This is a genomic window from Microbacterium sp. zg-YB36, from assembly GCF_024623575.2.
Classification (GTDB): Bacteria; Actinomycetota; Actinomycetes; order Actinomycetales; family Microbacteriaceae; genus Microbacterium.
The window spans coordinates 708,359-720,692 of the sequence record NZ_JANJFD020000001.1; the positions used below are offsets into that span (position 1 = coordinate 708,359).

A 12,334-nucleotide genomic window follows, 5' to 3' on the forward strand; every position below is an offset into this window, starting at 1 on the left:
TCAGAACGCCACGTACAGCGTGAAGCTCCACAGGCAGATGACCACGAGCATCCCGAAGCTGTAGAGGATCGACGCGCGCAGGATCTCGCTCTCGCGGCCGGACAGCCCCACGGCCCCGGCCGCGATCGCGATCGACTGGGGCGAGATGACCTTCGCGGTGTTGCCGCCGGCGGTGTTGCCGGCCACCAGCAGCGCCGGGTCGGCGCCGATCCCCTCCGCCGTGGCGACCTGGAGCGGGGCGAACAGGGTGTTGTTGTTGACGACCGAGCCGGTGAGGAACACCCCGATCCAGCCGATGATCGGCGCCAGCAGCGGCACCAGCACACCCATCGCGGCCAGGGCCGATCCCATCGAGGTGGAACCCCCCGAGTAGTTGGCGATGTTCGCCAGGGCCAGGATCAGCGTGATGAGCGCCAGCGCCTGCCACAGCGCCCGGACCGTGGCGGCGAACTCGCCGAAGAACGCACGGCGATCCAGGTTCGGCGTCGTGAAGAACGACACGATCACCGCCAGCAGGATCGCGGTGCCGGTCGCGTTGAGCGGCGTGAAGTCCCACGTCGCGGTCACCACCGACCCCGCCGCGGACGTGACCTCGTTCGTCAGCCCCGGGATGGGGACCTTCACCACGGCCCACGCCAGCGCGCCGCCCTCGGCGAACAGCGCTTTGAACGCCGGCAGGCTCCACACCAGGATGAACGCGGTGAGGATGTAGAACGGGCTCCAGGCCACCGCGATCTTACGCAGCCCATGGTGCTCGATGGTCGGCGCCGCGCCGCCGTCCTCGCGGAACTGCCGCTTGGGCTGCCAGACCCGCCCGAGCAGGAACAGGGCCACCATCGCTCCCAGGCCCGCCCCGATGTCGGCCAGCTCCGGCCCCAGGAACCACAGCACACCTGCCTGGATGCCGCTGAACACGATCGTGACCACGAGGGTCGCCGGCAACGTCTCCTTCAGCCCGCGCCATCCGTCGAGGATCATCACCAGCAGGAACGGGATCAGCAGCGTCAGCGGCTGCAGGATGACCACCATCGACTTCGACAGGATCATCACGTCGATGCCGGTGACCTGCGCCGCCACGATCACGGGGATGCCGATCGCACCGTACGCACCGGCGGCGGCATTGGCCACGAGCGAGATCATGGCCGCCTTGACGGGCCGGAACCCCAGCTGCACCAGCAGCGCGGCACAGATCGCGATCGGCACGCCGAACCCCGCCGCACCCTCCAAGAACGCACCGAACGCGAAGCTGATGAGCAGCACCTGGATGCGCTGATCCGGCGAGATGCCGCCGATGGACGCGCGGATGACGTCGAACCGGCCGCTGATCACCGCCAGCCGGTACAGCCACACCGCCATCACGATGATGTAAGCGATCGGCCAGATGGCGTTGAGGATCCCGATCAGGCCTGCGCCGGCGACGACATCCACCGGCATCCCGAACGCCCACATCGCGACGATGATCTCGACAACCAGAGCGATCGCAGCGGCATACAGCCCGCTGAGCTTGACCCCTACCAGCAGCACCAGGAAGACCACGATCGGAATCGCGGCGACAAGGGCAGAGAGCCAGAGGCTCCCGAAAGGGTCAGTCGATTGCTGCCACATATGGAACGCCTCCGGTAGGACGGGGTCCGTGCCGTGCTCACGTTACGCGACGCGAGCGCTGTGGTCACCCCATCCCGTTGCGGGCGGTCCGGGGCGGCTCAGACGCCCGGGTAGTCGCGACGCGGGGCGCCGGTGTACAGCTGCTGCGGGCGGCCGATCTTCGTCTGCGGGTCGTTCTGCATCTCCTGCCAGTGCGCCAGCCAGCCGGGCAGCCGGCCGATCGCGAACAGCACGGTGAACATGCGCGTGGGGAACCCCATCGCCTTGTAGATCACGCCGGTGTAGAAGTCGACGTTGGGGTACAGGCGCCGCTCCTTGAAGTAGTCGTCGTTGAGCGCGATGTCCTCGAGCTCCTTCGCGAGATCCAGCAGCGGGTCGTGCACGCCCAGCTCGGTGAGCACCTCGTCAGCGGATTCCTTCACGAGCTTGGCGCGCGGGTCGTAGTTCTTGTAGACCCGGTGCCCGAAGCCCATCAGCTTCACGCCGTCTTCCTTGTTCTTCACGCGTTCCACGAAACGCTGCACGCTCTCGCCGGAGTCGCGGATGCGAGCGAGCATGTCCAGGACCGCCTCGTTGGCACCGCCGTGCAGCGGCCCGTACAGCGCGTTGATGCCCGCCGAGATCGACGAGAACTGGTTGGCCCCCGTCGATCCGACGAGGCGAACGGTCGACGTGGACGCGTTCTGCTCGTGGTCCTCGTGCAGGATCAGCAGGCGCTCCAGCGCCCGCGACATCACGGGGTTGATCTCGTACGGCTCGCTGAGCACACCGAAGTTCAGGCGCAGGAAGTTGTCCACGAAGCTCATCGAGTTGTCCGGGTACAAGAACGCTTGCCCGACGCTCTTCTTGTGCGCGTACGTCGCGATGACGGGGAGCTTGGCCAGCAGTCGGATCGTGTTCAACTCGACGTGCTCGGGGTTGTTCGGGTCGGACTGGTGCTCGTAGTAGGTCGACAGCGCCGCCGTGGCCGACGAGAGCACCGACATGGGGTGCGCGGTGTGCGGCAGCGACGAGAAGAAGCGCTTGAGGTCCTCGTGCAGCAGGGTGTGACGGCGGATGCGCTCGTCGAAGGCCCCGAGCTGGTCGGCGGTGGGAAGCTCGCCGTACAGCAGCAGCCACGCGACCTCGAGGTACGTGCTGTTCTTCGCGAGCTGCTCGATCGGGTACCCGCGGTAGCGGAGGATGCCCTCGTCGCCGTCGATGTAGGTGATCGCGGACTTGGTGGCCGCGGTGTTGACGAACCCGTAGTCGAGCGTCGTGTGACCGGTTTGCTTGGTGAAGGTCGACAGATCGACACTGGACGTGCCGTCGGTGCCCCGCAGCACGGGAAGCTCGGCGGTGCGATCCCCGATCGTGACCGTCGCAACGGGCCGGGGGGCGGTGGGCTGCTGGGTGCTGGCGTCGCTCACGAAGCCTCCTTGCGCTCGGGTTGTCAGTGAATACAGCCTAACGGGCGGTGCAGCCTACTCAGATCTACCCCAACGGATTTCGGGATCCGGTGGAGGAAACCTACGAGGATGTCAGCCGGCGTGCCGCCTCGTCGATGCGCTCATCGGTCGCGGTGAGCGAGAACCGCACGTGCTGCGGGAAGTGCGGTCCGTAGAAGTGACCGGGGCCGGCGAGGATGCCGCGCTCGGCGAGGGCGGCCATGCTCTCCCAGGCGTCGCGGCCCTCGGTGGCCCACAGATACAGACCGCCCTCGCTGCGGTCGATGCGGAAACCGGCCGCCTCGACGGCAGGACGCAGCGTCTCGCGGCGGTGCCGGTAGCGCTCCTTCTGCGCCGCGACGTGCGCGTCGTCGGCGAGAGCGGCAGCCGCGGCGGCCTGCACCGGCGCGGGTGGCATGAGCCCGAGGTGCTTGCGCGCGGTCAGCAGGCGCGCCACCAGGCTCGGGTCCCCCGCGAGGAACGCGGCGCGGTACCCGGCGAGGTTGGACTGCTTGCTCAGCGAGTACACCGCGAGCAGGCCGGTGAGGTCAGATCCTGCCACCTGCGGATCCAGCACGCTCGGCACGGGCTCGTCGGCCCAGCGGCCGTCCCAGCCCAGCTCGGCGTAGCACTCGTCGCTGGCGATCACCGCGCCCAGCTCGCGGGCACGGGCGACCGCTGCGCGCAGCTCGTCGTGGTCGAGCACGCGGCCGTCGGGGTTCCCCGGTGAGTTGAGCCACACCAGCCGCGTCGCGGCCGGCCATTGGGCGGGATCGTCGGCGGCGACGGGGGTCGCGCCCACCAGGCGCGCACCCACCTCGTAGGTGGGATACGCGGCACGGGGATGCACGACGACATCGCCGGGGCCGATTCCCAGCAGCAGCGGCAGCAGCGCCACCAGCTCTTTGGAGCCGATGGTGGGCAGCACATGGTCGGGGGTCAGCGCCGACACACCGCGCCGACGGGCGAACCAACGGACGATCTCTTCCCGCAGCAGCGGCGTTCCGGCCGTCTGCGGGTAGGCGTGCGCGTCGGTCGCGTCAGCGAGGGCCGCCGCGACCACCGGCGGAGTGGGATCGACGGGCGAACCGATCGACAGGTCGACGATCCCACGCGGGTGCGATCGCGCCGTGGCGGCATAGGGCGCGACGGCATCCCACGGGTAATCCGCGAGGTCTGCGACTGCCATGTCAGGCCTGCGGCGGCAGCGCGGCGATGATCGGGTGGTCGTGCTTGATGACGCCGGTCTTGGCTGCACCGCCGGGAGAACCGATGTCCTGGAAGAACTCCACGTTCGCGGTGTAGTAGTCGTGCCACTCCGCGGGAAGGTCGTCCTCGTAGTAGATCGCCTCGACGGGGCACACCGGTTCGCAGGCGCCGCAGTCGACGCATTCGTCCGGGTGGATGTACAACGACCTCTCGCCCTCGTAGATGCAGTCCACAGGGCACTCGTCGATGCAGGCTCGATCCTTGACATCGACGCACGGGAGGGCGATCACATACGTCACTCCCCCAGTCTAGGCGACCTCTCGGCAACGGGACGGCGTGACAGATCCGGCCACGCCGCGACGATGGCCACCAGCAGCGGCACCGCGATCGTCCAGACGATGCCCACCGAGAACTCCCCCGGAGCGGGGGCGGGCACGATGATCGACCCGCCGGGGCCGGCGCCGGAAAAGACGAGGGTCGCGATCATCGCGCCGAAGCCGGCTGCCAGCGCGGCCCAGCGATCGGCGGTCAGCAGGCGCACGGCCAACAGCAGCGCAGCCACACCGATGATCGCCAGGATGAGCCCGAGCGGGAACCAGCCGAGCATGAACGCATGAGCGACCGTCCCGGCGGCGCCGTAGACGAGCCCCACAAAGAGGGCGATGATCCACGTCAGCGCGCGAGTCCAGGAAAATCCCACCGTTTCAGTCTAGGCGGCGCCCTACGCCGCCCACCCCCACAGTCGCAGCAGCGCGGCGGTGAGCGCGGCCGCCGCCACGACGATGAGGAACGGGGCGCGCGCCAGCAGCAGGCCGGCCGCCACCAGGACTGCCGGCACTCGGGCGTCGATGACGATCGCCTGCCCCACGCCCAGGGTCTGCACCGCGACCAGCGCGGCCAGCAGCGCGACGGTCAGTAGATCGGCCACCCGTGCCGGGCGCGGCGCCTCCAGCACCTTCGGCGGAATGAGGTAGCCGAGCGCTTTCAGCGCGACGCAGATGATGGATGCCACCAGCACCGCGTGCCACAGGGTCACGGCCGGCCCTCCCGCTCGGGCGCGAACCAGTTGAACACCCCGACGAGGATCGCCACGACCGCGGCGACCAGCACCGGCATCCCGGGCATGAGCACCGGCGTCAGCACGGTCGCCACGACCGCCGCGGCCACACCGACCACGATCGCCTGACGCTGCCGCAGTCGCGGCCACAGCAGCGCGAGAAAGGCCGCCGCGGCGGCGGCATCCAACCCGTACGCCCTCGGGTCTCCCAGCAGGTCGCCCAGGAGCGCGCCGAGCAGTGTCGAGAGGTTCCACCCGACGTAGATGCCGATGCCGGTCACCCAGAACCCGAGGGTGCGGGCGCGGGGCGCCGTCTGGGCCAGCGAGACCGCCGTGGATTCGTCGATCGTGAACTGCGCCGCGGCGACGCGCCGCCAGATCGTCCCGCCGATCACGGGGGCCATGCGCATCGCGTAGGCGACGTTTCGCACGCCCAGCAGCGCCGCCGAAGCGATCGCGGCCGGCGCTGCGGCCACACCGCCGGCGGCGATGACGCCGACGAAGGCGAACTGCGAGCCGCCGGTGAACATCACGAGGCTCAGTACGCAGGTCTGCCAGATGTCCAGGCCTGCCGCCACCGCCAGCGCGCCGAACGACACCCCGTAAGCACTGGTGGCCACAGCCACCCCGAGCCCTTCGCGTGTCGCCCGCCGCGCCTGGCGGTCGGCATCGGCCTCAGCCGGCGACGGGTCGAAACTCACCCGTCGATGCTAGCGAGGCACAGTGTCAGGCGCTGGCGTCCTGGCGCTTGAGGCGCGAGGTCGCACGTGCGCGCTCGTTGGCGTCGAGGTTCACCTTGCGGATACGCACGATCTCGGGCGTGACCTCTACGCATTCGTCGTCGCGGGCGAACTCGAGGCTCTCCTCCAGCGACAGCTGGCGCGGCGGGGTCATCGACTCGAACGTGTCCGAGGTCGAGGAGCGCATGTTGGTGAGCTTCTTCTCCTTGGTGATGTTCACGTCCATGTCGTCGGCGCGCGAGTTCTCGCCGATGACCATGCCTTCGTAGACCTCCTGCGTCGGCTGCACGAAGAACGACATGCGTTCCTGCAGCGCGATGATCGCGAACGGCGTGACGACACCCGAGCGGTCGGCGACGATCGAACCGTTCTGACGGGTCACGATGTGACCGGCCCACGGCTCGTAGCCGTGCGAGATCGCGTTCGCGATGCCGGTGCCGCGGGTCGTGGTCAGGAACTCGGTGCGGAAGCCGATGAGACCGCGCGAGGGAACGACGAACTCCATGCGCACCCAGCCGGTGCCGTGGTTGACCATGTTCTCCATGCGGCCCTTGCGCGAGGCCAGCAGCTGCGTGATCGCGCCGAGGTACTCCTCGGGAGCATCGACGGTCAGGTGCTCGAACGGCTCGTACGTCTTGCCGTCGATCTTCTTGGTGACCACCTGCGGCTTGCCGACGGTCAGCTCGAAGCCTTCGCGGCGCATGTTCTCCACCAGGATGGCCAGCGCCAGCTCGCCGCGGCCCTGCACCTCCCACGCGTCGGGACGGCCGATGTCGACGACCTTCAGCGAGACGTTACCGATGAGCTCGCGATCAAGGCGGTCCTTGACCATGCGCGCGGTGAGCTTGTGACCCTTGACCTTGCCGACCAGGGGCGACGTGTTCGTGCCGATCGTCATCGAGATCGCCGGCTCGTCGACGTGGATCTGCGGCAGCGGGCGCACGTCGTCGGGGTCGGCGATGGTCTCGCCGATCGTGATGTCCGGGAAACCGGCGATGGCGACGATGTCGCCGGGGCCGGCGGATTCGGCCGGGTAGCGCTCGAGGGCGCGGGTCTTGAGCAACTCGGTGATGCGGGCGTTGCTGGTGGTGCCGTCGGCACGCACCCACGCGACCGTCTGGCCCTTCTTCAGCGTGCCGTTGAAGACGCGCAGCAGCGCGAGGCGGCCGAGGAACGGCGAGGAGTCGAGGTTGGTCACCCACGCCTGCAGCGGTGCCTCGTCGTCGTAGGCGGGCGCCGGCACGTGCTGCAGGATCGCCTCGAACAGCGGCTCGAGGTCGTCGTTGTCGGGGAGGCTGCCGTTCTCGGGCCGGTTGAGGGATGCCGCGCCGGCGCGACCGCTCGCGTAGACGACGGGGACGTCCAGGAGCGCGTCGACGTCGAGATCGGGCACGTCGTCGACGAGGTCGCTCGCCAGCCCCAGGAGCAGGTCGTGCGCCTCTTCCTCGACCTCCGCGATGCGGGCGTCGGGGCGGTCGGTCTTGTTGACCAGCAGGATGACCGGCAGCTTCGCCTCGAGCGCCTTGCGCAGCACGAAGCGGGTCTGCGGCAGCGGACCCTCACTGGCATCCACCAGCAGCACGACACCGTCGACCATCGACAGGCCGCGTTCGACCTCGCCACCGAAGTCGGCGTGGCCGGGGGTGTCGATGACGTTGATCGTCACCGGCACTTCGGTGTGAAGGCCGTTGTAGGTGATCGCCGTGTTCTTGGCGAGGATCGTGATGCCCTTTTCGCGCTCGAGGTCGTTCGAGTCCATGGCACGTTCTTCCATGTGCTCATGCGAGCCGAACGAGCCGGTCTGGCGGAGCATCGCATCCACGAGCGTCGTCTTGCCGTGGTCGACGTGCGCGACGATAGCGACATTACGGAGGTCCGGACGGAGGGCGTGCGCCATCAGTGTTCCTTGCGGGGAGAGGGAAAGAAGAGGTGCGACCCGCACCGAAACTCGAGGGGCCGACACTCCAGGATACCGGAAGCGGGCTGGGAGTCCCCGCGTGGTCGGCTCAAGCGTCGACGGTGGCCAGCAGAGCTCGCCTCGCCAGACGCCGCTCACGCTGCTCGACCGGGTCAGGCACGGGTGAGGCGGCCAGCAATCGTTTGGTGTACTCGTGCTGCGGGTCGTGCAGGACCGTCTTGGTCTCACCCTGCTCGACCGCGCGACCGTTCTGCATCACCAGCACGTGGTCGGCGAGCATGTCCACGACCGCCAGGTCGTGGCTCACGAGCATGCAGGCGAAGTCGAACTCGCGCTGCAGTTCGCGCAGCATCTCCAGCACGGCCGCCTGCACGGACACGTCCAGAGCCGAGGTCGGCTCGTCCGCGATGAGCAGCTCCGGCTTCAGCGAGAGCGCCCGGGCGATGGACACCCGTTGACGCTGACCACCGGAGAGCTCGTGCGGGTAGCGGTTGATGACATCGGTGGGAAGGTGCACGGCATCAAGGAGTTCCCGGGCGCGCGCCAGGCGCGAACGCTTGTCGCCGACGCGGTGCACGACCATCGGCTCGATGATGCAGTCGCCGATCGGGAAGCGGGGGTTCAGCGACGCCGCCGGGTCCTGGAAGACGGCGCCGATCTGGCGACGCGCGTCCTTGGCCGCCCGCCCCCGCAGCTTGGCCAGGTCCGCGCCGCGCACCTGAAGCGAGCCGGATGCCACCGGGAGCAGTCCGAGCACGGCCTTCGCGATCGTGGATTTGCCCGACCCGGATTCCCCCACCACGCCCAGCACCTCGCGTTTGGCCAGCTCGAAGGAAACGCCCTCGACAGCGCGGAACGTCTTTCCGCGCATGGTGTAGTCCAGCGCGAGGTCCTTCGCGACGAGCACGGGCTCCCGGTCCGCCGGGGGCGTGCGTTCCCGGATCTCGCGGATGGGGCCGGTCAGGGTCCCACCCGGTCCGGACAGGCGCGGCACGGCGTCGAGAAGCTTGCGGGTGTACGCGTGCTGCGGCGTCGTGAGGACGTCCTCGACGGTGCCCTGTTCCACGATCTCGCCCTGATACATCACGACGACGCGATCGGCGAGGTCCGCGACGACCCCCATGTTGTGGGTGATCAGCAGGATGCCGGCGGCCAGGTCGTCCTTCAGCGATCGCAGCAGGTCGAGGATCTCAGCCTGGACCGTCACGTCGAGCGCCGTCGTGGGCTCGTCGGCGATGATGACGCGCGGGTTCAGCGCGATCGCCATCGCGATGACGATGCGCTGCCGCTGGCCGCCGGAGAACTGGTGCGGGTACTGTCCGATGCGGGTCTCCGGGTCGGGAATCCCGACCCGCCGGAGCAACTCGACGGATCGCTGGCGCGCCTCGTCACCGTAGGCGACGTCGTGCAGCTCGAACACCTCGGTCATCTGCCGCTCCACCGTCAGCACGGGGTTCAGCGCGGACATCGGCTCCTGGAAGATCATCGCCACCTCGGTGGCACGCATCGCGCGCATCTTCTCGGGCGCGATCCCGACCACTTCGGTGCCGCCGACCTGGGCGGAGCCGGAGATCAGGGCGTTGTCCGGGAGCAGCCCCATGGCCGCTGCCGAGCTCACCGACTTGCCCGAGCCGGATTCCCCCACGATGGCGACGACTTCGCCCGGCTGCAGATCAAGGGTCACGCCCTTGACGGCGCGGACGAGTCCCGCCTCGACGGCGAAGTCCACCCGCAGATCCGTGAGCCGCAGGGCAGCGCCCGTGCCCGCCGTGTCCATGTCCATGTGTGTCACGACAGTCCTTTCTCCTCGCGCAGCCGTTGCAGACTGCGTCGGCTCCACTTGCGGGTCTGCCGCGGGTCGAACGCGTCGCGCAGACCGTCCCCGAGGAAGTTGACGGCGAGCACGATGACCAGGATGATCATGCCCGGCCACCAGAACAGCCACGGCCGGTTCGTGAACGCGCCTTGATACTGCGAGATCAGCAGCCCCAGCGACGTCTCGGGAGGCTGCACGCCGAATCCGAGGAAGCTCAGCGAGCTCTCCAGCAGGATCGCGCCGCCGATCGCGAACGTCGCGTTCACGAGGATGATGCCGATCGTGTTCGGCATCACGTGCTTGAAGATGATGCGGAAAGAGCTGGCGCCGGTCGAGCGTGCGGCAGCGACGTAGTCGCGTTCCCGCAGCGAGAGCACCTCGCCGCGCACCAGTCGGGCAAGCCCCGTCCAGGAGACCAGACCGATCATCAGCGCCAGCGCGAAGATTCCTCCGCCGGCGTTGCCGGCGATCGCCCCGAGGACAGCAGCGAGCACGAGGAGCGGGATGACGATGAAGATGTCCGTGATGCGCATGAGCACGTTGTCGACCCAGCCGCGGTAATACCCCGCGACGGCGCCCATGACGGCGCCGATCGTGGTGGCGACGACGCCGACGACGAGCGCGATGATGAGGGAGCGCTGAGTGCCCACCATGACCAGGGCGAAGTAGTCCTTGCCGGTGCCGTCCTGACCGAAGGGGTGCTCCCCCCAGCGGATGCCCTCCCCTCCGAGCCACGTCGGGATGAGACTCAGCGTCGGGCGACCGCCGTCGATGACGTCGCCGGCGGCGAGATAGCTCTTGCCCCACCACCCGGGTATCCCGGCGAAGCCGATCGAGGTGAACGCGAGCAGGACGACGAGGATGAGAACGCCGACCGAGATGAGTGCCGCGCGGTGGCGGAGGAACCTCCGCCGGACCAGGCGTCCCTGCGAGAGCGGCTTGGTGTGTTTCGCGGCGAGGGCAGCGTCCTCGGCTTCGGCGAGGTCATAGATCGCGTCGGTGTCGGGTGCGGAGTTGGTGCTCATACTCGTATCCTCGGGTCGAGGTAGGCATAGGAAATATCGGCGATCAGGTTGAACAGCACGGCCACGCCGCCCGTGATGAGGAAGAACGCCATGACGGGTGCGGGATCGACGTGGTCCAGGCCGTCGGCGAACAGGTCTCCCATGCCCTTCCAGCCGAAGACGCGCTCGGTGATGACCGCGCCGCCGATGAGGGCCGCGAAATCGAAGGCCGCGATCGTCGCGATGGGGATGAGGGCGTTGCGCAGCGCATGCCGGAAGATGACGGTGCGCTCGGGTGCGCCCTTCGCCCGCGCGGTTCGGATGTAATCCTGCCGGTTGACTTCGAGCATCGAGGTGCGCGTGTATCTGCTGTAGCTGGCCAGGGAGATCACCGTCAGCAGCAGCGTGGGAAGCAGCATCTGCGTCCCGTAGTCCAGGAACGTCTCCCAGAAGCCCCCGCCGAAGTTCGGCGTCTGCGATCCGATGGTGGAGACCGGGCGAGGCTTGAGGTCGAGGAAGCCCGGCCACACGCGGAAGAGGTGGTCGAGAACCGTCAGGCCCGCGCCGACGACGCCCGTCACCGTGGCGGCGAGGATGGCCTGGGTGCGATAGCGCTTGCCCATGAACCGCCCGAGCAGCCACGGAAGGGCGACCGCGAGCACGGCGCCGAGAACGAGCACGCCCCAGTTCATGTAGTAGACGAAGACGTTGTACAGCACCACCTGCATGATGCTGACCACCGCCGCCGTGATGAGCGCGGGAGTGAGCACCTGCCGGTTGCGCAGACCCACGGTCATTGCGGTGACGCTCAGCGCGACACCGAATGTGAGGACGGCGACGCCCACCATGCCCAGCTGCGGGTTGCGGAACAGGTCGAGCGCGGCCAGTACGGGCAGCGCGACGGCGAAGAACACCGCCGTGGCGGCGAAAGTGAGCGCCCGCCTCTTGCCGGATCCCGCGAGGAGCACCTGCATCAGGAACCCGAGGACCACCGCTATCAGGCCGATCTGCAGCGGCGTGAATGCGGGTTCCTCCAACCAGTTGTTGAAGCCGATGGCCAGATACTCCTTCAGGAGCACCGCGGCCCAGAACACCGGAAGCGAGAAGAAGAGGAAGGTGCCGAACGTCACGGCGTAGTCGAGGCCGGAGTACTGGCGGATGGCGGTGAGGATGCCGATCGCGATGCCGATGATGAGGGCGAGCACTGTCGCCAGCAGCACCAGCCGCAGGGTCGAGGCGGCGGCCAGGCCGAGCAGCGTGCCGACATCGACGCCCGCCCGAGTGGTGCCGAAATCGCACTGCCCGATGAGGCAGCGACTGACTCCGCCCAGCCAGGACAGATAGCGCTGCCACCACGGCAGATCGAGTTCCATGAACTCGGTGCGCTGCTGGATCAGGTAATCGCGGTTTTTCGCGTTGCTCTCGCGCAGGTCTTCGAGCGGGTCCCCGGCGTTGATGACGAGCACATACACCAGGACCGAGGCGCCCAGCAGGACGCCGAACGCCTGGACGAGGCGCCGCAGAATGAACTTCAGCACAAAGGTGCTTCCCTTCGGGT

The 12,334-nt window shown here is 68.4% G+C and carries 11 protein-coding genes; all 11 read right to left on the reverse strand.

The annotated features are described in order from the left end of the window. Positions 1 to 1,605 (reverse strand): L-lactate permease, encoded by a 1,605-nt coding sequence (locus NQ151_RS03545; RefSeq protein ID WP_257508570.1) that lies wholly within the window; start codon positions 1,603 to 1,605, stop codon positions 1 to 3. A gap of 98 nt (positions 1,606 to 1,703) precedes the next feature. Beyond that, the gene (locus NQ151_RS03550) at positions 1,704 to 3,014 is read right to left on the reverse strand and encodes a citrate synthase (protein ID WP_257508569.1); all 1,311 of its coding nucleotides are present in this window, start codon (positions 3,012 to 3,014) and stop codon (positions 1,704 to 1,706) included. A 100-nt stretch (positions 3,015 to 3,114) separates the two neighbouring features. Then, complete coding sequence (gene dapC, locus NQ151_RS03555; RefSeq protein WP_257527037.1) at positions 3,115 to 4,221, reverse strand: succinyldiaminopimelate transaminase; 1,107 nt, start codon at positions 4,219 to 4,221, stop codon at positions 3,115 to 3,117. Position 4,222: 1 nt separating this feature from the next. Then, a complete protein-coding gene (fdxA, locus tag NQ151_RS03560) occupies positions 4,223 to 4,540 on the reverse strand; it encodes a ferredoxin (RefSeq protein WP_257508567.1) in 318 nt (105 codons plus the stop codon). Then, entirely contained in the window at positions 4,537 to 4,941 is a 405-nt protein-coding gene (locus NQ151_RS03565; protein WP_257508566.1) for a DUF6113 family protein, read from the reverse strand. The genes fdxA and NQ151_RS03565 overlap by 4 nt, the downstream gene beginning before the upstream one ends. 21 nt (positions 4,942 to 4,962) lie before the next feature. After that, positions 4,963 to 5,277: an AzlD domain-containing protein gene (locus NQ151_RS03570; RefSeq protein WP_257508565.1), complete on the reverse strand. Its 315-nt coding sequence runs from the start codon at positions 5,275 to 5,277 to the stop codon at positions 4,963 to 4,965. Next, positions 5,274 to 5,999 carry an AzlC family ABC transporter permease gene (locus tag NQ151_RS03575; protein ID WP_257527038.1) on the reverse strand — a complete coding sequence of 242 codons (726 nt, stop codon included), beginning with the start codon at positions 5,997 to 5,999 and terminating at the stop codon, positions 5,274 to 5,276. Before NQ151_RS03575 ends, NQ151_RS03570 begins: the two co-directional genes overlap by 4 nt. Before the next feature lie 25 nt (positions 6,000 to 6,024). Beyond that, the gene (gene typA / locus NQ151_RS03580) at positions 6,025 to 7,935 is read right to left on the reverse strand and encodes a translational GTPase TypA (protein ID WP_257508563.1); all 1,911 of its coding nucleotides are present in this window, start codon (positions 7,933 to 7,935) and stop codon (positions 6,025 to 6,027) included. Positions 7,936 to 8,044: 109 nt separating this feature from the next. Then, complete coding sequence (locus NQ151_RS03585) at positions 8,045 to 9,739, reverse strand: ABC transporter ATP-binding protein (RefSeq protein ID WP_257527814.1); 1,695 nt, start codon at positions 9,737 to 9,739, stop codon at positions 8,045 to 8,047. A 5-nt stretch (positions 9,740 to 9,744) separates the two neighbouring features. Further along, positions 9,745 to 10,797 carry an ABC transporter permease gene (locus NQ151_RS03590; protein ID WP_257508562.1) on the reverse strand — a complete coding sequence of 351 codons (1,053 nt, stop codon included), beginning with the start codon at positions 10,795 to 10,797 and terminating at the stop codon, positions 9,745 to 9,747. Next, positions 10,794 to 12,314 (reverse strand): ABC transporter permease, encoded by a 1,521-nt coding sequence (locus NQ151_RS03595; protein WP_257527039.1) that lies wholly within the window; start codon positions 12,312 to 12,314, stop codon positions 10,794 to 10,796. The genes NQ151_RS03590 and NQ151_RS03595 overlap by 4 nt, the downstream gene beginning before the upstream one ends. Positions 12,315 to 12,334 lie beyond the last annotated feature (20 nt).